Source organism: Halorubrum pallidum (assembly GCF_055380345.1).
On the sequence record NZ_AP043945.1, the window covers coordinates 740132 to 760710 of the forward strand.

20 protein-coding genes are annotated in these 20579 nt (G+C 66.7%); 12 read left to right on the forward strand and 8 right to left on the reverse strand.

Features of this window, described 5'->3' with window-relative positions:
- The 6 genes from ACZ45C_RS05435 to ACZ45C_RS05460 all read left to right on the forward strand — a co-directional run bounded on the left by ACZ45C_RS05435 (window position 1) and on the right by ACZ45C_RS05460 (window position 4010).
- Window positions 1-576 carry a DNA-directed RNA polymerase gene (locus tag ACZ45C_RS05435; RefSeq protein WP_460560406.1) on the forward strand — a complete coding sequence of 192 codons (576 nt, stop codon included), beginning with the start codon at window positions 1-3 and terminating at the stop codon, window positions 574-576.
- On the forward strand, window positions 576-773 hold the full coding sequence (gene spt4 / locus ACZ45C_RS05440) for a transcription elongation factor subunit Spt4 (RefSeq protein ID WP_460560404.1): 198 nt from the start codon (window positions 576-578) through the stop codon (window positions 771-773). The genes ACZ45C_RS05435 and spt4 overlap by 1 nt, the downstream gene beginning before the upstream one ends.
- Before the next feature lie 110 nt (window positions 774-883).
- Complete coding sequence (locus ACZ45C_RS05445) at window positions 884-1456, forward strand: GTP-dependent dephospho-CoA kinase family protein (protein ID WP_460560402.1); 573 nt, start codon at window positions 884-886, stop codon at window positions 1454-1456.
- Between the two features lie 76 nt (window positions 1457-1532).
- Window positions 1533-1841 carry a 30S ribosomal protein S24e gene (locus tag ACZ45C_RS05450; protein ID WP_460560400.1) on the forward strand — a complete coding sequence of 103 codons (309 nt, stop codon included), beginning with the start codon at window positions 1533-1535 and terminating at the stop codon, window positions 1839-1841.
- A 10-nt stretch (window positions 1842-1851) separates the two neighbouring features.
- On the forward strand, window positions 1852-3597 hold the full coding sequence (locus tag ACZ45C_RS05455; protein WP_460560398.1) for a bifunctional N(6)-L-threonylcarbamoyladenine synthase/serine/threonine protein kinase: 1746 nt from the start codon (window positions 1852-1854) through the stop codon (window positions 3595-3597).
- A gap of 116 nt (window positions 3598-3713) precedes the next feature.
- Complete coding sequence (locus ACZ45C_RS05460) at window positions 3714-4010, forward strand: DUF5808 domain-containing protein (RefSeq protein ID WP_460560396.1); 297 nt, start codon at window positions 3714-3716, stop codon at window positions 4008-4010.
- A gap of 73 nt (window positions 4011-4083) precedes the next feature.
- Here the strand turns inward: ACZ45C_RS05460 and ACZ45C_RS05465 are convergent, their stop codons facing one another.
- The 3 genes from ACZ45C_RS05465 to pyrH are packed head-to-tail and all read right to left on the reverse strand — an operon-like array spanning window position 4084 to window position 6800.
- Complete coding sequence (locus ACZ45C_RS05465; RefSeq protein WP_460560394.1) at window positions 4084-4350, reverse strand: DUF7573 domain-containing protein; 267 nt, start codon at window positions 4348-4350, stop codon at window positions 4084-4086.
- Window positions 4351-6078 (reverse strand): lysine--tRNA ligase, encoded by a 1728-nt coding sequence (gene lysS / locus ACZ45C_RS05470; protein WP_460560392.1) that lies wholly within the window; start codon window positions 6076-6078, stop codon window positions 4351-4353.
- On the reverse strand, window positions 6075-6800 hold the full coding sequence (gene pyrH, locus ACZ45C_RS05475; protein WP_460560390.1) for a UMP kinase: 726 nt from the start codon (window positions 6798-6800) through the stop codon (window positions 6075-6077). Before pyrH ends, lysS begins: the two co-directional genes overlap by 4 nt.
- 98 nt (window positions 6801-6898) lie before the next feature.
- On the opposite strand from pyrH, the gene ACZ45C_RS05480 reads away from it, so the two are divergent.
- The 3 genes from ACZ45C_RS05480 (at window position 6899) to ACZ45C_RS05490 (ending at window position 9713) form a co-directional block, all read left to right on the forward strand.
- On the forward strand, window positions 6899-7696 hold the full coding sequence (locus tag ACZ45C_RS05480; protein ID WP_460560388.1) for a molybdopterin synthase: 798 nt from the start codon (window positions 6899-6901) through the stop codon (window positions 7694-7696).
- A gap of 348 nt (window positions 7697-8044) precedes the next feature.
- On the forward strand, window positions 8045-8302 hold the full coding sequence (locus ACZ45C_RS05485; RefSeq protein ID WP_460560386.1) for a DUF7123 family protein: 258 nt from the start codon (window positions 8045-8047) through the stop codon (window positions 8300-8302).
- 259 nt (window positions 8303-8561) lie between these two features.
- Entirely contained in the window at window positions 8562-9713 is a 1152-nt protein-coding gene (locus tag ACZ45C_RS05490) for a site-2 protease family protein (protein WP_460560384.1), read from the forward strand.
- A 62-nt stretch (window positions 9714-9775) separates the two neighbouring features.
- Here the strand turns inward: ACZ45C_RS05490 and ACZ45C_RS05495 are convergent, their stop codons facing one another.
- The 4 genes from ACZ45C_RS05495 to ACZ45C_RS05510 form a co-directional block, all read right to left on the reverse strand.
- Window positions 9776-11449, reverse strand: a complete 1674-nt coding sequence (locus ACZ45C_RS05495; RefSeq protein WP_460560382.1) for an ABC1 kinase family protein — start codon at window positions 11447-11449, stop codon at window positions 9776-9778.
- Between the two features lie 3 nt (window positions 11450-11452).
- A complete protein-coding gene (locus ACZ45C_RS05500; protein WP_460560380.1) occupies window positions 11453-11836 on the reverse strand; it encodes an Hsp20/alpha crystallin family protein in 384 nt (127 codons plus the stop codon).
- A 103-nt stretch (window positions 11837-11939) separates the two neighbouring features.
- Window positions 11940-12611, reverse strand: a complete 672-nt coding sequence (locus ACZ45C_RS05505) for a DUF2391 family protein (RefSeq protein ID WP_460560683.1) — start codon at window positions 12609-12611, stop codon at window positions 11940-11942.
- A gap of 530 nt (window positions 12612-13141) precedes the next feature.
- The gene (locus tag ACZ45C_RS05510) at window positions 13142-13921 is read right to left on the reverse strand and encodes an alpha/beta fold hydrolase (RefSeq protein ID WP_460560378.1); all 780 of its coding nucleotides are present in this window, start codon (window positions 13919-13921) and stop codon (window positions 13142-13144) included.
- Between the two features lie 207 nt (window positions 13922-14128).
- Between ACZ45C_RS05510 and ACZ45C_RS05515 the strand changes: the two genes are divergently transcribed.
- A complete protein-coding gene (locus ACZ45C_RS05515) occupies window positions 14129-14380 on the forward strand; it encodes a DUF7127 family protein (RefSeq protein WP_460560376.1) in 252 nt (83 codons plus the stop codon).
- Window positions 14377-16644, forward strand: a complete 2268-nt coding sequence (locus tag ACZ45C_RS05520; protein ID WP_460560374.1) for a CDC48 family AAA ATPase — start codon at window positions 14377-14379, stop codon at window positions 16642-16644. Before ACZ45C_RS05515 ends, ACZ45C_RS05520 begins: the two co-directional genes overlap by 4 nt.
- Before the next feature lie 83 nt (window positions 16645-16727).
- Here ACZ45C_RS05520 and ACZ45C_RS05525 read toward each other — a convergent pair whose 3' ends face one another.
- Window positions 16728-16967 carry a hypothetical protein gene (locus ACZ45C_RS05525; protein ID WP_460560372.1) on the reverse strand — a complete coding sequence of 80 codons (240 nt, stop codon included), beginning with the start codon at window positions 16965-16967 and terminating at the stop codon, window positions 16728-16730.
- Between the two features lie 434 nt (window positions 16968-17401).
- On the opposite strand from ACZ45C_RS05525, the gene ACZ45C_RS05530 reads away from it, so the two are divergent.
- On the forward strand, window positions 17402-20569 hold the full coding sequence (locus ACZ45C_RS05530; RefSeq protein WP_460560370.1) for an adenosylcobalamin-dependent ribonucleoside-diphosphate reductase: 3168 nt from the start codon (window positions 17402-17404) through the stop codon (window positions 20567-20569).
- Window positions 20570-20579 lie beyond the last annotated feature (10 nt).

Here is a 20579-nt window from a genome sequence, read left to right on the forward strand (position 1 = left end):
ATGTACAAACGAGTTCGACTCAAGGATACGGTCGAGGTCCCGCCGAAACACCTGGCGGACGTCACCGACGAGCGGGTGAAAGCCCTGCTGCAGGACAAGCTGGAAGGACGGATGGACGAAGACGTCGGCAGCGTCGTGAGCGTCATCGACGTCCACGACATCGGGGACGGAGCGGTGTTACACAACCGGCCCGGCGTCTACTACGAGGCCGAGTTCGACGCGCTCACCTACGACCCCGACATGCAGGAGGTCGCCGACGGCACCGTCGTCGAGACGGTCGAGTTCGGCGCGTTCGTCGGGATCGGCCCGGTCGACGGGCTTCTCCACGTCTCACAGATCACAGACGAGTACCTCACGTTCGACGGGGCGAACCAGCAGCTCGCCTCCTCGGACTCCGACAAGACCCTCGGCGTCGACGACGCCGTGCGCGTCCGCGTCGTGACGAAGAGCATCGACGAGCGCAACCCGCGCGACTCGAAGATCGGCCTGACGGCGAAACAGCCCGGCCTCGGGAAACACGAGTGGCTGGAAGGACAGCGGAAACACCGCGAACAGACCGGTGAGGAGGCCGACTGATGGCCGAGGACCGCCTCGCGTGTCGGGAGTGTCACCACGTCAACGACCCCGACGCACAGACCTGCGAACACTGCGGGTCGTCGTCGCTGACGGAAGACTGGGCGGGCTACGTCATCATCACCCAGCCGGAGAACAGCGAGATCGCCGAAGAGATGAACGTCACGAAGGCGGGCTCGTACGCGCTGAAGGTCCGGTGAGGCGGCGCACCAACGACTGAGTCACGTTCGACCCGCCCGTTCACGACGCACCGCCGCTCTACTCACGACCGGCCTATCTAGACCACTATAGACCCGCTCACCTCACAGTCATGCTCACACTTCCCGACTCGCTCAGAGACGCGTTCAAAGACCCGCTCGGTCCGGTGACGACCGACGCGACTGCGCTGATCGCGGCGGCCGCATCGACCCGCGACGAGCACGGCGGCGACGCGCCGATCGTCGCCGTCGGCGACGTGGTCACCTACCACCTCCGGGAGGCCGGTCGCGCCCCCGACGTGGCCGTCGTTGACGGACAGACGGAGCGCGAAGCGGTCCGCGAGGAGATCGAGACGGCGCTCGCGGCCGCGGAGGTCCGTCGGATCGCGGTGACGAACCCCTCGGCGTCGCTGTCGGCCGACCTGCTCTCGGCGCTCGCGACGGCGCTGTCCGCCGACGAACCTGTGTCGATCGAGGTGACGGGCGAGGAGGACCTCGCGACGCTGCCGGCGATCATCGCCGCACCGGACGGTGCAAGCGTGGTCTACGGCCAGCCGGGCGAGGGGATGGTTCGCGTTCCGGTCACCCCGGAGGCCAGGGACGAGGCCCGCGAGCTGTTCGAGGCGCTCGACGGGGACGTCGACGCAGCCTACGACGCGCTCGGCGTCGATCCGGACGAGCGCTAGAGTCAGTCGATCCGCCGCGACACCCCCGCTTCGAAATCCTTTTACAGCTTTCGGGGGGATATACGCGTAACTGACCATGGACGTCGACATCATCTCCGAAGAAGAGAACCCCATGTTGCACCGCACCGATATCCGCTTCGAGACGACCCACGAGGAGGCGACGCCCTCCCGCCTCTCGGTCCGAGACTCGCTCGCGGCCAAACTCGACAAGGACTCCGAGGAGGTCGTCGTCCACGAGCTGAACACGAAGTTCGGCATGCGGAAGACGGTCGGCTACGCGAAGGTGTACGACTCCGCGGCCGACGCGCTCGACGTCGAACAGGAGCACATGCTCGAACGCAACAAGATCGGCAGCGAGGGCGACGCGGACGCCGAAGAGGCCTAACGCCCGCCGAATGCGCGTTCTCGGTATCGAGGGAACCGCGTGGTGTGCGAGCGCCGCGCTGTACGACACCGAGACCGACGCCGTTCTCATCGAATCGGATCCCTACGAGCCGGACAGCGGCGGCATTCACCCGCGTGAAGCCGCCGAACACATGTCGGAGGCGATCCCCGCAGTCGTCGACGCGATGTTGACCGCGGCCGAAGACGAGCACGGTCCGGACGCGATCGACGCCGTCGCCTTCTCTCGCGGTCCCGGACTCGGCCCCTGCCTCCGCACGGTTGGCACCGCGGCGCGAGCGCTCGCGGGCGCGCTCGACGTTCCGCTCGTTGGGGTGAACCACATGGTGGCACACCTGGAGATCGGTCGACACCGCTCCGGGTTCGACAGCCCGGTGTGTCTGAACGCCTCCGGTGCGAACGCGCACCTCCTCGGCTACCACGACGGTCGCTACCGCGTGCTCGGAGAGACGATGGACGCCGGCGTCGGCAACGCGATCGACAAGTTCACACGTCACGTCGGATGGGACCATCCCGGTGGGCCGAAAGTCGAGGCCGCGGCCGCCGAGTTCGCGGCGGAGCACTCGGACGGCGACTCCCAGGATCTTCTCGATCTCCCCTACGTCGTCAAGGGGATGGACTTCTCGTTTTCCGGGATCAGCTCCGCGGCCAACGATGCGTACGACGACGGGGTACCGGTGGAGGCGATCTGCTTTTCGCTCCAAGAACACGTGTTCGCGATGCTCGCCGAGGTCGCCGAGCGGGCGCTGTCGCTGACCGGTGCGACCGAACTCGTCCTCGGCGGGGGCGTCGCTCAGAACGAGCGGCTGCGGGAGATGCTCGCGACGATGTGTGCCGACAGGGGAGCCGATTTTCACGCGCCCGAGCCGCGGTTTCTCCGCGATAACGCCGGGATGATCGCCGTCCTTGGCGCGAAGATGGCGCGAGCGGGCGACACCGTGGCGATCGCCGAGTCGGCCGTCGATCCGAACTTCCGGCCGGATCGGGTGCCCGTCACGTGGCGAGACGGCTCCGAATCGGTCGCGGTCGGCGCGGTGACGCGTCGCTCGGAGACGGCCCGGCCGGGAACCGACCCCGAGTCCGACGGCCGCGATTCCGACCGCGGAGCGGAGGCGGTCGTCGACATCCAGACCGGCGACGGGGACGGTCGCGTGATCAAGCGCCGGGTTCCGAAGCGGTACCGACACCCGGAACTGGATCGCTCGATCCGGCGCGATCGGACCGTCGCAGAGGCGCGGCTCACGAGCGAGGCGCGCCGCGCCGGCGTCCCGACTCCTCTCGTGTACGACGTCGACGTGGCGAACGCGACGCTGACGCTCCAGTACGTCGGCGACCGCGACCTCGCGGCCGCCCTCGACGACGGCGAGGCGTGGGTCCGCGGGACGGGCCGCCACCTCGCGACGCTCCACGGGGCCGGGATCGTCCACGGCGATCCCACGACCCGGAACGTCCGGATCGCCGGCGGATCGGACGGAGAGGATCCCGAGTCGAGAGACGACGGGTCCGGACCGTCGGGTGCGGCTGCACGGACCGCGCTCATCGATTTCGGTCTCGGGTATCACACCGGTCACGTCGAGGATCACGCGATGGATCTCCACGTCTTCGAGGGGTCGGTCCGGGCGACTGCGACCGATCCGGACGCGCTGATCGACGCGTTCGAGGCGGGCTACGCCGCGGTCGGCGACCGGACCGTCCTCGACCGACTTCGTGAGGTCGAGGGACGCGGCCGGTACCAGTGAGCGGGATACGCGGTGGTCTGGAGTCTCGATGAGCAGGAGACACACGTCTCCGAGGTCCGCCGCGGCCGAGCGGTGGTTGCGCCACGATTTATATGTCCGGCGAGCGACCTACCGGTATGGCAGACAAACCGTCTTCGGGTGAGATTCTCGGAATCCCGTACAACTTCGACCGGCCGAGTCTCGGTCGCCTCCTCTCGTCGTACTGGCAGCCAGACAAGGGGATGCTTGTCGAGAAGCCGTTCGGCATCGGATACACCCTCAACCTCGCGAACTGGCGGTCGTGGGTCGTCCTCGCGGTCGCCGGCGGCCTCTACTACCAGCAAGCACAGAGCGCGACCGACGGCAGCGACGGGGGAGATTCGGCCGAATCGGCTGACGACGGTCCCGTCGAAGTGATCGTCGACGGTGAGTAGCTGACGCGACAGGCCGACTTCGTCGCCACCGAGTCACGACTACTCGGTGAGGACCGCGCGCGGCACGGGAGACCTACCGTTCCCACGACATACAGCCGGCACAGACGAGGGCGTCGCCGTCGCGCCAGCGACGTGACACCGACTCCCCGCAGCGGTCGCAGTCGGCGCCGTCGGTAGTCCACGCCGCAGTCGCGGTGACTGCCTCGTCCGCCGCAGCGTTCGCATCGGTCTGATCACCACTTTCGGGCTCCGCGCCCGCGTTCCCCTGATCGCCGTCTCCGTCGTCCCGATCGGCGTCCGCGTCGCCCGAAAAATCGTCGAGCGATCGATCCGTGACCATCTACGCCTCCCGGCGGAGCCGCCGTACCACGTACTCGCGTTCCAGTTCGCCGAGGAACTCGCCGAGCCGGGGACCCTGCGTGTCGTCGAAGAAGAGCCGGTAGCCGGCCGAAAAGAAGTCGCTGACTTCGACGTCGTGGTCGCGAGCCGTCTCGTACATCTCGCTCTGTATCGCCTCGCCGTCGTGACCGTCGGCGACGAAGTCGGCGAGTTCATCGAGCGCGGCCGCCACGTCGTCATCGAAGTCGACGTCCGGAAGCGCGGTCTGAAGCCGGTAGTCGTACTCGTTTTCCGTCCGTTCCGCCCAGGATCTCGCCCTCTCGACGCGGGCGAGAGCAGCGTCGACCGCCTCGCTGCTCGCGTTTTCGGGAATGTGTCTCTCGTCGCGGGCGAGCCGCTCGCGGAACGCCGGGTCGTCGACCATGCCGAGGACGGCCGCGAACGTGTAGGGGAGCCGGATCGGCTTCTCCGTCGGCGGGTCCTCGGTCTGGCCGACGACGAACGGGTACGCGCGCTCGGCGAAGGCGGTCAGGTCCTCGTCGTCGATCTCGCCGAAATACGCGCGCTCGAACCGGTCGAAGCGATCGACGAGCTGATCGAGCCGTTCGATGTCGAGGTCGCGGGCCTTCTTCGGGTGGAGCGCGAAGAAGTACCGCAGCACCTCGGGTTCGAGCAGTTCCAGTAGCTCGGGGACCGTGACGATGTTTCCCGACGACGAGGAGAGCGGCTTCCCGTTGAGAGTGAACCACTCGTACACCATCGGCACCGGGGGGTCGATCCCGAGGACGTTGCGGGCGACGTCGATGCCGGACGGCCACGACCCCTCTGCGTGGTCCTTCCCGAACGGTTCGAAGTCGACTTCCAGAACCTCCCACTGTCCGGGCCACTCCAGCCGCCACGGGAGTTTCCCCTCGCGGAACGTCGCCGTTCCCTCGTGGCCGCAGCCCTCGATCGTCTCGTCGCCGACCGTCATGTCCGTGCAGACGTACTCGACCGTCTCCGTGTCGAGATCGACCGCAGTCACCGTCTCCGTGACCTTGCCGCACTCCGCACAGATGGGGTTGAACGGGACGTACTCGCCGTCGACCTTGTCCTGGTACTGCGAGAGCACCTCGCGGACGCGATCGAGATCGCCGAGAACCGTCCGAGTCACCTCGTCGAAGTCGCCGTTCGCGTACAGGTCGGTGTTCGAGACCATCTCCACGGGGACATCGAGGCGGTCGGCGTCGGCCTTCAGGAGGGCCGCGAAGTGGGCCGCGTACGACTCGCGCTCGCCGAACGGGTCCGGGATCGCGGTGTACGGCTTGCCGAGGTTCCGCCCGAGCGCACTGGCGTCGACCTCGCCGAGTCCGACGATCTCGCCGTCGGCGTTCGCCAGCTTCCGCGGAATCTTCCGGAGCGGGTCCTTGTCGTCCGAGGTGAACACCTGTCTGACCTCGTGGCCGCGGTCGCGGAGCACCTCGGCGACGAAGTAGCCGCGCATGATCTCGTTGAAATTCCCGAGATGGGCCACGCCCGAGGGGGAGACACCGCCCTTGATCACGACCGGATCGTCGACGCCGCGCGCCTCGATCGCGTCGGCGACGACGTCGGCCCAGAACGCGCGAAAGCCGTCGTCTCCGGCGGCCCCGTCGCCGCCGAGTGCGTCCTCGTCGTCACCGCTGACCGTCGGGCGGTCCGAGAGGATGTGCGGAGAGTCGCCGTGCTCGTCTGTGGCGTCGCCGGTCATGATTGCTCGGCGGCGTTCTCCCGATCGGTCCGGTCGTCGTCGACCGGGGTCACGTCGGTGCCGGTGTGGTTGCCGGAGACGACGGCGTCGACGACGGCGCTCGGATCGGTGCCGTCGAGGACGATCGCGCGCATCCCCGCGCGGTCGATGAGCTTCGCGGCGAGCAGGTCGACGGGGGCCGAGGCACCGGCGTCGCGACTCATCGGGAGGACGACCTCGACGAGTTCCGCGGGCGACATCTCGGCGAACTGCGTCGCGTCGGGGTCGACGTTGGGATCGGCGTCGTACACGCCGTCGGCGCTCGTCGCGTACACGAGCAGGTCGGCGTCGACGGACTCGGCGAACGCGGCGGCGACGGCGTCGGTGGTCTGTCCGGGCGTCATCCCGCCCATCACTGACACCTCTCCGCGTCGGAGTCCGGCCGCGGCCTCGTCGTACTCGGTCGCGGGCGAGACGGCCGCGGTCTCCCCGAGCGCGGCGATCAACAGCCGGGCGTTGAGCCGGGTCGTCCCGATGCCGAACTGGTCGAGTTCGACCTCATTCGCGCCGAGGTCGCGTGCCGTCTCGATGTACTCGCGCGCGATCCCGCCGCCGCCGACGACGACGCCGACTTCGTGGCCGCTGGCGACCAGTCGCTCGATCGCGTCGGCGTACGCGGCTACTCGGCCTGAGGCGAGATCGGGCGCGAGCACGCTCCCGCCGACAGAAACGACGACTCTCATTACCGTCGAATACCCCTGTCGCGGTCTTAAGGATTATCAAGCCCGGACGCGGCCGGCCGCCGGGAAACGCCTAAGCCGCTCGCACCCCGCCGTCGAGTATGCAGCCGATATCGATCCTCGGTCCCGACGCACCGGTCCTCGCCGAGTCCCTCGTCGATCGGCTCGACGGGCGGGTGGCCGTCGTCGACGCTCGGAGCGCGACTGAGATACGGACGGAACTCGGCGCGGACACCGAGTTCACGCTCGCGGCGGACGGATCGTGGTCGGGATCCGGGCGCGCCGACGGGCTCGACGACCTGCTCGACGGCCTCGCGCCGGCCCACGATCACCTCGTCGCGCTCGGCGAGTCGCGGCTGCGCGTGCCCGTGGTTCTGCTCGGAGACGACATCGACTCGGACGATGCGCCGGGACGAGTCCTCGCCGCCGCACCGTCGGCGGACGACATCGACCTCGACCGCCTCGTCGCTGACCTCGCCGATGCGGAGCCGTGGATCACCCGCGAGACGCTCGTGCACCGGGCGAAGTCGTCGGCGTCAGCCGACCGCTCGGGGGCGATCGCGACATTCACCGGTCGGGTGCGAGCGCGCGACGGGTCCGAGGACGACCGCACGACTCACCTCGCCTTCGAGAAGTACGAGGGCGTTGCGGACGAGCGGATGGACACCATCGCCGCGGAACTGACCGCGCGCGAGGGCGTCTTCGACGTCCGAATGCACCACCGAACGGGCGTGATCGAGGCGGGCGAAGACATCGTGTTCGTCGTCGTGCTCGCGGGGCACCGTCGGGAGGCGTTTCGCGCCGTCGAAGACGGTATCGATCGCCTCAAAGACGAGGTCCCGATATTCAAAAAAGAGACCACCGAAGCCGAGGAGTTCTGGGTTCACCAGCGCGAGTGATCGGAAGTCGACTCCGCCCGATTCGTGCAATCTGTTCGGACTAATTCACATGTAATAATCGACACTACCCCGCGCGAGCGAGGACGGCTCCGGCCAGATTGCGGATATTCGTTCCGCTACTCTCCAATTCTGTTGGTGAAGAACGAACAGAATTGTCTCACTCAGGGAACCACAGAAACGCTCTCTAATCGGTGTATAAAATTTCTACGTGTATCTGAGGGCGTTGTGAACGATCCGTCAGACACGTTTTAGATCGCCCCGATCCAATAAAACGCCATGAAAGCTACTGAACACCGTCTAACGGTCTCCCCTTTATAACATCATCCGGGGACAAGCAGGGGATGTACTATGAGCGCGACTGCAAACCCGTCCACGACCGCGACGACCGACGACCGCAGCAAGGAAGAGCGGCTGAAACAGTACCTGCTCGATCGCGCCGAAGAGGGCGAGATGTACTTCAAGGGGAAGTTCATCGCCGACGACGTCGATCTCTCGCCGAAGGAGATCGGCGCGCTGATGGTGAAGCTCCGCGACTCGGCCACCGAACTCACCGTCGAGAAGTGGTCGTACACGGGCGCGACTACGTGGCGGATCGAGCCGGCGTAATGCGACCGGTCGCCGTCGAGTGAACCCGGTGGACCGCCGCGGACCCGCGGACCGGCCGGCCCGCAAGTCAACGACAGCGCGCTCACGCGCGTCCCCGCCTCGTTCCTCCTACCCTTTCTTTCCACCCGCCTACCGGATAGCGTGAAGACGGGCGGTGCCGCGTCTTCCAGTGGTCGCTACGTCCGCGTCTCGACTGCTGTCCGTCAAGCGACCGCTGTCCGACGCGGGGTTTATACTGGACGACCAGTTACGACGGACGATGCCAGAGCACGAGGACGGGGGGATGTCGGCGACGACCGACGCGCCGCGTCCGGAGCCGCTGCGGACGTTCTTCCGGGTCGACGAGGTCCACCGGGACGACGGTCGCGTTCGGTACGTGGGCGAGTCGTACATCCCGGAGCGGACGCTGGCGCGGAAGCTGGTTCCACCGTTTCGCGAGGCCGGTTACGACGTCAGCGTCGAATCGGCGAACGGCCGGCAGGTCGTCGTCGCGACGCCGTTCGGCCGCGGCCGCGAGGGGGTCCCGTGGATCAACCTCGCGCTGTTCGTCGCGACCGTCTTGTCGACGCTCTTCGTCGGGGCGTACGGGTGGTTCTACGTCGGGTGGACGGAGATCACCGCGAACCCCCTGACCGTCCTGCAGGCGTGGCCCTTCACGGCCGCGGTACTCGGCGTCCTGATGACCCACGAGCTGGGTCATTACGCCGCTGGACGGTATCACGACGTCGACGTCTCGCTGCCGTACGTCATCCCGTTCGTGTTCCCGTTCGGTACGCTGGGTGCAGTGATCCGAATGCGCGGACGGATGCCCTCGCGGAAGGCGCTGTTCGACATCGGCGTTGCCGGACCGATCGCGGGTCTCGTCGCCACGGTCGTCGTCACCGTGATCGGGCTCTCGCTCGATCCGATCCGGGTCCCCGCGACGGTCGCCGACGCCTCGGGCACCGTCATCCAGTTCAACAACCCGCCGCTTCTGTCGATCATCGCCGACCTCCTCGGTCAGCCGACGTCGTACGAGGAGCCGGGCCTGACGGCGCATCCGGTGGTGATCGGAGGCTGGGTCGGAATGTTCTTCACGTTGTTGAACCTCCTTCCCGTCGGTCAACTCGACGGCGGACATATGGTTCGCGCGATGGTCGGCCCGCGACAGGAGACGATCGCGTCGCTCGTGCCCGCCGCGCTGTTCGCCGTCGCCGCGTACCTCTACTTCTGGCGCGGCTTCGGGATCGATCAGTCGGTCGGGCTGTGGGCCTTCTGGGGCGTGTTCTCGCTCGTGATCGCGTTCAACGGACCGGCGAACCCGACCGACGAGGCGCGGATCGGCTGGCCGCGTCTCGCCGTCGGGGTCGCGACGTTCGCGATCGGCGCGCTCTGTTTCCTCCTCGTGCCGATCCAAGTGGTCACGACGTGACGGAACCGGTCGGACCCGAACGGGTTCGTCGGTTCAGTCCTCGCGAGAACGGGTTCGTCGGTTCAGTCCTCGCGACGCTTTTTCATCCCCTGTCGGGTGAACTGCGGTCGTGCGCGGATCCCGCGCTTCTTTCGGAACGACCGGTAGAGCGCGACCGCGAGCGGCGCGGCCAACACGAGGACGATCGCCGCGAGACGCCACTCCTCGGCAAACGAGTAGAGGATCGTCGCCGAGAGCACGCCGACCGCGAGCAGCACGGAGTAGGCGATCCGCATCGCGAGTTTGTCGAGGACGTTCGAGTCGTCCTCGATCGTGACGTCGACGTGGAGGTCGCCGCGGTTCACCCGATCGAAGAAGTCGTCGGCCTTCGGCGGGACGGTGAACAGCGCCTCGGCGGTCCGTTGTGCCTGCTGTCCCGCCTCCTCGGCCAGGTTCCGAGCGGTCCGTTCGTAGTACCCCTCGTCTCTGAGGTACTCGGTCGCCGTCGAGATGAAGTCGAACTCGGGGTCGAGCGTGACACAGACGCCCTCCACGAAGGTCGCGACCCGCAACACGAGCGCGAGGTTCGGCGGGAGCCGCAGCGGGAACTCGTAGATCGTCGACTCCACTTGCTCGATGATCTGATTCACCTGGTACTGCTCGATGTCCTCGCCGCTGGCGTCCGCGATGGCGAGTTCCATCACGTTCCCCATCACCTCGCGGTCGGCCTCCGGCGACAGCGTCCCCATCGCGATCAGCGTGTCCAAGATTGCGTCGATGTCCTGGCGCGCGACCGCGACGTAGAAGTCGACGATCTTCTCCTGAATGAACGGGTCGACGCTCCCCGCCATCCCGAAGTCGTAGAATATCACCGCGCCGTCGTCGTCGACGGCGAGGTTTCCGGGGTGGGGGTCGGCGTGGAACATCCCGTCTTCGATGATCATCTGGAGGTACACCTTCTGAAGCGTCTCCGCGATGGCGTTCCGGTCGAACCCCGCCTCGTCGAGCGCGTCGATGTCGCTGATCTTCGTTCCCGGGATGTACTCCATGGTGAGCACGCGCGGTCCCGAGACCGCCTCGTAGGCCCGCGGGATCCGGATCCGCTCTTCGTCTGTGAAATTGGCGCGGATCTGTTCGAGCATGGTCCGCTCGCGGTCGTAGTCCATCTCCTCGCGGATCGTCTTCGCGAACTCGTCGGCGAGGTTCTCCAGGGAGAACGCCCGTCCGCTCCCGGTGAACTGCTTGACGAGCGGGATCAGCCAGCGGATGGTCCGGAGGTCCGCCTCGACGAGCGACTCGATCCCCGGGCGTCGGACCTTCACCGCGACCGGGTCGCCGTCGTACCGGGCCGTGTACACCTGACCGAGGCTCGCACCGCTTATCGACTCCCGGTCGAAATCGTCGAAAACGTCGTCCACGGGGCCGAGTTCGCCTTCGAGCACGGTCCGCGACTCCTCCCACGGAGCGGGAGGCACGTCGTCTTGGAGGTCCTCTAACACCTCGATGTACGCGGGCGGGAGGATGTCCGGCCGCGTCGAGAGCAACTGACCGAGTTTGATGAACGTCGGGCCGAGCGTGAGCAGGATATCGAGGAGGACCGCCGCGCGCTCGCGTTGGGTCTCCGTGTCGACCTCGCGGCTCCCGCCGAACAGGAAGTACCGTTTCCGGTCCCGCCAGTAGGCGACGATCAGCGGCGAGAACCGCCGCAGGACCACGACGAACCGCCAGTATGCACGAAGGTTGACCAGCGTCACCACCCGTCAGGCGTCACTGTCCGCACCGCCCTCGTCCCCCTCGTCGATCGGAATCGTGCGGGCGGCGTCGCCGGCCCGCTTGGGGACGGTGACTTCGAGAACGCCGCGGTCCATCTCGGCGTCTGCACCGCTCTCGTCTGCGTCCGGAGGGAGCGGTAACTCGGCGTCGAGGAACAACGGACGCTCCTCGCGCACGTAGCGGAACCCGTCGGGAACGCCCTTCTCTCGGCGTCCCTCGATGACGAGCCGCCCGTCTTCTGCGAGAACCTCGGTCGTCTCCGCGGTCGCGCCCGGGAGGTCGACGACGAGGACGTACCCGTCGTCGGATTCGAGCAGGTCCGCAAACACCGCGTCCGGGAGGTCCCGGAGCGCGTCGCGTAACGCTGACATGGACAGTCGTAGGGTCGCCGCGGCGAAAAAGGTGTGGAAAGGGCGGATCGGTCTGACGGCGTTGACGGCGCAGCCGCGTGGCGCGGACGGCGCGATGCGTCGGTCAGTCCCGTCGCTCGTCGTCGCGGTCGAAGTCGATATCGATGTCGTAGATGTCCTCTCCCTGTGATTCGCCCGGGAGGATGTCGCCGAGACTCGCACCGAAGGCGGCGGCCGCCCAGACGATTGCCACCCGGCCCACCTGCTCGATCGCGGTCGGCCCCCCCTCGTGGAGCCGTCCCCAGAGGAACAGCATGAACACGGACGTCACGAGCGAGACGAGCAGGATGCCCGCGTACCGGCGCGGGATAACGCCGAGAATCGGGTGTCTGACCTCGATGTGTCGGAAATCGGCGAAGTAGAGCAGCCCGGCGGTCATAACCAGGACGAACCCGACGTGGGCGATCAGAAAGACAGGAACTCCTCCCGGCGTGGTCGCGGCGAACCACACCGCGATCTCGAAGACGCCGCCCTCGACGAGAAGCGGCAGCGAGAAGAGGACCGCCCCGACGAACGCCTCCGCCATGTCTCGCGAGGTGTACTTGGTGATCCGCGTGGTGAACGCCGCGCTTCCCGGCATTCGTTCGACGAGCGAGATGGTCTGTCGCACCTTCTCGCGCTCGTGCCCCTCGTCGACGGTGTCGCTCAGGGCGTCGAGCTTCGCGAGCAGGTCGTTGATGTCGGGATCGCTCGGACCGTGCGACGGATCCGCCGGCGGGTCGTCGGAGTCCGTCACGCCGTCGCCAGACGTCGGTGTCCCATCACCAGTCGTCGATACTCCGCCGTCGGCGTCTGGGGTCTCGTCACCGGCGTCTACGGATCCGTCGCCGGACTTCGCCGACCGGTCGTCGGCTCGCTCCGTGTCGCCCCCGTCGGTGCTCATAGGCCATCGGTCGACGCCGAGCGTGGAAAGCGTACCGGGGACGCGGGTGATCGGAACGGGGTCGTCTAGGCGTCTGCCCGAATTGTGCGTCCCGATCGGCGGGATCGCCGATCAATTTATATATTGCGGGGTGGTAACATAGACCACGAGGTGAGTACGGGAACATTCAGGACCGGCACCGACCTCAATCGACAGCCGAGTGGTACCGAACCGAGTCCAGTGTGGATCGTCTTCGGGACGCGGAGCGCGCCGGTCCGTCACCCGCGGCCGCCGCTTCGCGGGGCGCTCTCGTCCGCCCGTACCCCGTTGTGACCGAATTTCCTGTTTTGACCGATTTGCCCGTTGTGACCGATTTTGCGCTCGTGTGAGTCTCACACGGACGGCTACGGCGAGTCAGAGTCCTCTGTTAGGAACCTCGACAGCGCCGCGTTGAACCCCGCCGGGCGTTCGAGCATCGCGAGGTGGGCGGCGTCGTCGATCACCGTGCACTCGCAGTCGTCGATCCGGTCGGCGAGGTACTCGTGGTACGCGGGTGGCGTGAGCGCGTCGTGTTCTCCCACGACCGCGAGCGACGGGACGTTCACCTCGTCGAGGCGATCGCGGGCATCGAACGCGTGACAGGTCCGGAAGTCGCGCGCCGTGACCTCGCGGCCGCACTCGCGCATGCCGGCGCGGGACAGTTCGAGGTACTCCGGCGGCACGTCGTGAAAGAGCCGGTCGGGCTCGTGGAGGTGATCGATCGCCCGGTCGAAGTCGGTCGCCAGCGCGTCCAGCAGCTCGGGAGTCACACCGAGCTTCGCGCCCGTGGCCGCGAGGACCAATCCGGTGAGAGCACAGTCGCGGTCGAGCGCGACTCGAAGCGCCACGGCTCCGCCGAGCGAACTGCCACAGAGGACGGTCGCGCCGGTCGCTTCGGCGACGGCGACGACGTCGTCCGCGTACGCGTCGAGCGTCTCCGGTCCCGCCGGCGTGTCGACATCGTCGCTGTCGCCGTGGCCGGACAGATCGAGCGCGACGGCGCGGAATCGGTCGCTCCGCGCTTGCGCCTTCCAGACGCCCTTCGTCCCGCCGCTACCGTGGACGAAACAGACCGTCGGGCCCTCTCCGCCGCGGCCGGAGGCCCGGTAGGTCGTCTCGCGACCGTGGTGGGTGACGCGCTCCATGTCCGTCCGCTCGCGTGCCGACCCAATAAGCGTCCATCACCGGGCACCTCACGCACCTGCTACCGTGCCGGAAATCGTCTCACCGACGCGCCGTTCCCCTATCTCTCGTCTCTGAACCACAACACCACCGATGTTGTTCTCATTTACTCACGTCATGCGATTTTACACGACAGATTTAAATACTTTAGCACCTAACTTGTTGTTAGGATGAATCACCAACAGACCCAATCGACCGGCGACGGTGCGCTGCTTCGTCGGTACGAGTACGAGGACGGGTGGGTCGTCGCCGCCGATCTGGGCGTCGACGCGGAAAACGTCTCCGTCGACACCGTCGACGAGACGGCGATCGTCGTGATCGAGGGGTCCGGAGACCCGGTCGAGTCCGAGTTCGAACTGCCCGGAACGGCCGAGTCGGTCTCGGTCGAAAACGGCGTGATCACGGTGGAGGGCGAGCGATGAAGCTCACCGTCAGACCGCTGAAACAGAAGGACGCCGGTCGTCGCCTCGCGGCGATCGACCGCGTCGCGGCCGAGGAACTCGACCTCTCCGGCGGGGACATCGTTCGCGTCGAGGGCGCGGACGGGGCCGCCATCGCCCGCGTCTGGCCCGGCTACCCCGAAGACGACGGAACCGGCGTCGTTCGCATCGACGGACGTCTCCGTCAGGAGGCGAACGTCGGGATCGACGACCGCGTGACCGTCGAGTCGGTCGACGTCTCGCGGGCGGAGTCGGTCACCATCGCGTTCCCGAGCCAACTCCGCGTGCGCGGTCAGATCGCGCCGTTCATTCGCGACAAGCTCTCCGGTCAGCCGGTGACCGAGGGACAGACGATCCGCACCTCGATGGGCTTCGGCCTGATGGGCGGGCAGTCGCAGGCGGTACCGATGAAGATCGCCGAGACGCATCCCGGCGGCACCGTCGTCATCACCGACGACACCGAGATCTCGATCTCGGAGGTCGCAGCCGAGGAGATCGCCGAGCGCGGCGAGGGTCCCGAGGGGACCGGCGAGGGCCCCGACGTGACCTACGAGGACATCGGCGGACTCGACGGCGAGCTAGAGCAGGTCCGCGAGATGATCGAGCTGCCCATGCGGCATCCGGAGCTGTTCAAGCGGCTCGGCATCGATCCGCCGAAGGGCGTCCTGCTGCACGGTCCGCCGGGCACGGGGAAGACGCTGATCGCGAAGGCCGTCGCCAACGAGATCGACGCGAACTTCCACACCATCTCCGGGCCGGAGATCATGTCGAAGTACTACGGCGAGTCCGAAGAGCAGCTCCGTGAGGTGTTCGAGGAGGCGGCGGAGGAGTCGCCGTCGATCATCTTCATGGACGAGCTCGACTCGATCGCGCCCAAACGCGAGGAGGCCGGCGGCGACGTGGAACGGCGCGTCGTGGCCCAGCTGCTCTCGCTGATGGACGGGCTCGAGGAGCGCGGCGAGGTCGTCGTCATCGGCGCGACCAACCGCGTCGACGCCATCGACCCCGCGCTCCGGCGCGGCGGTCGCTTCGACCGCGAGATCGAGGTCGGCGTCCCCGACCGAGACGGCCGCAAGGAGATCCTGCAGGTCCACACGCGTAACATGCCGCTCGTCGAGGGAATCGATCTGGACGAGTACGCCGAGAACACGCACGGCTTCGTCGGTGCCGACCTCGAATCGCTGGCCAAGGAGTCCGCGATGCACGCGCTGCGGCGCATCCGTCCGCAGCTCGATCTCGAGAGCGACGAGATCGACGCCGAGGTGCTGAACTCCATTCAGGTCACCGAGGACGACTTCAAGGAGGCGATCAAGGGGATCGAACCCTCCGCGCTGCGCGAGGTGTTCGTGGAGGTCCCCGACGTCACCTGGGACCGGGTCGGCGGTCTGGAAGACACCAAAGAGCGGCTCCGCGAGACGATCCAGTGGCCGCTCGAGTACCCCGAGGTGTTCGAGGAACTCGACATGCAGGCCGCCAAGGGCGTCCTGATGTACGGTCCGCCGGGCACGGGGAAGACCCTGCTCGCGAAGGCCGTCGCCAACGAGAGCGAGTCGAACTTCATCTCGATCAAGGGGCCCGAGCTGCTGAACAAGTACGTGGGCGAGTCCGAGAAGGGCGTCCGCGAGGTGTTCAGCAAGGCCCGCGAGAACGCGCCGACGATCGTGTTCTTCGACGAGATCGACTCGATCGCGACCGAGCGCGGCACGAACTCCGGCGACTCCGGCGTCGGCGAGCGCGTCGTCTCCCAGCTGTTGACGGAGCTCGACGGGCTCGAATCGCTGGAGGATGTCGTCGTCATCGCGACGACGAACCGCCCGGATCTCATCGACTCCGCGCTGCTTCGGCCCGGTCGGCTGGATCGCCACGTGCACGTGCCCGTGCCGGACGAGGAGGCACGCCGCCGGATATTCGAGGTCCACACCCGGAACAAGCCGCTTTCCGACGACGTCGACCTCGACGCGCTCGCCCGGAAGAGCGAGGGCTACGTCGGCGCCGACATCGAGGCCGTCGCCCGCGAGGCGTCGATGAACGCCTCCCGGGAGTTCATCGGCAGCGTCTCGCGCGAGGAGGTCGGCGAGTCCGTCGGCAACGTCCGCGTGACGATGCAGCACTTCGAGGACGCCTTACAGGAAGTGAACCCGAGCGTCACTCCCGAGACGCGGGAGCGCTACGAGGAGATAGAAAAGCAGTTCAAGCGGTCGGACGTCGACCGCACGGAAGCCGAGCCCGGCGCGGCGTTCCAGTGATCGGACCGGTCCGATAGCCGGACGGGCCCGCGGCCGTGCGGTGCTGATTTTTGTCTGCCGATCACGCGGGTTCTGTCGTCGCCTCAGATGACGCCGAGCACCGTCAGCAGGTAGACCGCGGCGACGACGACGATACCGATCGTGACCAGCCGCCACGCGAGCTTCAACACGAACTTCCCGAGGACGATCACGATCGCCGCGGCGACGAGCGCGGCGAGCAGCTGTCCGGTCGGACTGGCGAGGATTCCGGCCTGAAGCGGTGCCGATGTCGCGAACGCGGCGAGTGACGCGGTCATGTTCAGGGCCACGACGAGGCCGGGCATAAGCTTGTGGGAGCGCCGTCGAACGATTTATTGTTATATTCTGATACATATGTCGATCTAACGGGGTACTCTCAAACGAACGATCATCACCCTCAGCGAGTAGGACGAGGCTTCATTCCGCGACGGCGTGGACCGTGGCGGTCACTCAACCCCCCTTTTGTTCTAGTGCGATACCGGTGCTGTCTGGCGATATTTTCGACAGCAGATCAGTTTCACCTCGGTCTACCTACGCTTATATATTGGGGACTCATTCAGTACCGACGTACCTGAACCCAGCGTCAGACGCGCGGAATTGAATTGAATAACTAATCAGACACATAGACGACTGAGAGCCTGTCGGGTTCGGACATCCGAACGTACAAGGGTCCGCCTCGCCAGTACACCAACACTACGATGATTCATATCCCATACCGACCGATCGGGGTGGCTGCCGAATGAGCAGCGACGGCGTCGCCGCCGACGAACTCGAACTGCCGATCAAACGCACCACGGGCGAGACGATGGAAGAGCGGCTCACGGCCAACGCCTACCACAATATCCTGCCCGCCCGGTACCTCCGGAAGAACGCCGACGGCGAGGCGATCGAGGATCCCGAGGAACTGTTCGACCGCGTCGCGCGCAACGTCGCGCTCGCGGAGGCGGTCTTCGAGGCCGACAATCAGGGCGCCGAGATCACCGTCACGCCCGATCAGTTGAAGCCCGACCACCCGCGTCGCGACGAGCTCGCGGCGGACGTGTTCGGCGCGGGCGTCACGGCTGACGACGAGGCGGAGACGACGCTCACCGCGCACAACGTCAACAAGTTCGCGTACGACACCGTCGTCCCCGAGCTTCCCGAGAGCGTGCGCGACCACGTCGAAGCGACCGCGGACCGGTTCCGCGACGGGATGGAGTCGCTCTCTTTCATGCCGAACTCGCCGACGCTGATGAACGCGGGCGACGAGCTCCAGCAGCTCTCCGCGTGTTTCGTCGATTCCCCCGGCGACGACATCACGGACATCCACCAGACCGCCAAGGAGGCGGCCGAGGTGTTCCAGTCCGGCGGCGGCATGGGGTACGCGTTCTGGAAGCTCCGGCCGTACGGTGACTCAGTCGGCTCGACCGGCGGCATCGCCTCCGGGCCGATCACGTTCATGCGTACCTTCGACCAGATGTGCGAGACGATCGCGCAGGGCGGCGCGCGCCGCGGCGCGCAGATGGGCGTCATGCGCGTCTCGCACCCCGACGTCATCCAGTTCATCCACTCGAAGAACAAGGACGTCTCGCTCGCGCACTCGCTGCGGCTGAACGACCCCGACGACTTCACGCACAACTCCTTCGCGGACGCCTTGGAGGAGGCTCGCGAGCTTATCGACGAAGACGGGAAAGTTCCCGAGCACCTCCGAAACGCCGTCGAGGGCCACCTCTCGAACTTCAACATCAGCGTCGGCGTCACAGACGACTTCATGGAGGCGCTGTACAACGACGAGGAGTTCACCTTCACCAACCCGCGCACGGAGGAGCCGCACGTCGCGACGCCGGAGACGAAGGAGATCTACGACATGTTCGGTCTCGGCGAGCACGTCGAGGTCGGCGAGGAGCTGTCGATCCCCGCACAGGAGTTGTGGGACGACATGATCGAGGGCGCCCACGAGAACGGCGAGCCGGGCGTCATCTACCTCGAACGCGTGAACAAGGAGCATTCGTTCGACGTCGAGGAACACCCAGACCACCGCATCCTCGCGACGAACCCCTGCGGCGAGCAGCCGCTCGAAGAGTACGAGGCGTGTAACCTCGGTCACATCAACCTCTCGACGCTCGCGGCGCAGGACGCGCCGGACTGGCGCGTCTGGTCCGCGGCACACGCCGATGAGTACGACTCGAAGGAGGCGGCCATGTCGGCGTTCTTGGAAGAGGCGATCGACTTCGAGGAGTTCGACGAGCGCATCGACTACGGCACGCGCTTCCTGGAGAACGTCGTCACGATGTCGGACTTTCCCGTCGAGAAGATCGAAGAGAAGGTCCGCGACATGCGAAAGATCGGACTGGGTGTCATGGGGCTCGCCCAGCTGTACATCCAGCTCGGCATTCGATACGGCACCGAGGAGGGCAACGAGGTCGCCCGCCAGCTGATGACCCACATCAACCACGCGTCGAAGCGGACCTCCCACGAGCTCGCGACGGAGCGCGGGACGTTCAACGACTGGGAAGAGTCGAAGTACGCGAACCCCACCGAGCACCGCGACTGGTTCGAACACTACACCGGTCTCGACGCCGACGAGTGGGAAGACGGGTTCCCGATCCGTAACCACAACACGACGACCATCGCGCCCACGGGCACGACCTCGATGATCGGAAACACGACGGGCGGCTGTGAGCCCATCTACAACGTCGCCTACTACAAGAACGTCTCCGACGACGTGCAGGGCGACGAGATGCTCGTCGAGTTCGACGACTACTTCCTCCGCACCTTAGAGGAGAACGACGTCGATGTCGACGCGGTCAAATCGGAGGCCCAAGCGCAGATGGCGGAAAACGAGTTCGACGGCGTGGACGGGCTTGATACCGTCCCGGACGCCATCGGCGAGCTGTTCGTCGTCACCGGCGACCTCTCCGGTAAGCAGCACGCGGCGGTCCAGTGCGCCTGCCAGCAGGGCGTCGACTCCGCCATCTCGAAGACGTGTAACTTCCCGAACGACGCCACCGCCGAGGAGATGGAGGAGGTGTACCGCTACATCTACGACCACGGCGGGAAGGGCGTCACCGTCTACCGCGACGGAACCCGCTCGAAGCAGGTGCTCACCACCCGCGCGAAGAACGCGGAGTTCGCCGATGAGAGCGAGGCGGCCGAGACGATCGTCGAGCAGATCGGCGAGGTGTTCGGCGGGATCGAGGCGTTCCTCGACAACGAGGACGTGCAGCAAGCGATCGACACGGAGATCGCGGACCTGCTCGAAGCGAGCGAGCAGCCGCAGATCGACTACAGCGAGCGCAGTCCCCGCCCCGACTCGCTGTCGGGTGTGACCCAGCGCGTCGAGACCGGCTACGGCAAGCTGTACGTCACCATCAACGAGGACGAGAACGGCCGACCGTTCGAACTGTTCGCGAACATCGGCCACTCCGGCGGCTACACGAACTCCTTCACGGAGGCGCTCGCGAAGGTCATCTCAACGGCGCTCCGCTCGGGTGTCGATCCCGAGGAGATCGTCGACGAGTTGCAGGGTACCCGCAGCCCGAAGGTCGCGTGGGACAAAGGCGAGCAGATCCAGTCGATCCCCGACGCGATCGGTACCGCGCTCCGACGCTACCTCGACGACGACGTCGACAAGGGGATCCCCCAACAGCAGAGCCTCGACGACGTCGAGAGCGACGCCGCGGCCGAGCCGCCGAGCCAGACCGACGGCGGCGCGGTCGACGCCGGTCCGGCGGTCGACGACGCGGTTCCGACGGGCTCCGACGCGCCCGACGGGCCGAACGCCGAGAGGGACGACGAGGGCACCGACGCGATGCAGGAGCTGATCGCGGCGGGCGAGTCGCCCGAGTGCCCCGACTGCGGCGGGATGAACCTCTATTACTCCGAGGGCTGCAAGACGTGCGAGTCCTGCGGCTGGTCGGAGTGCTGACCCGGTAGCC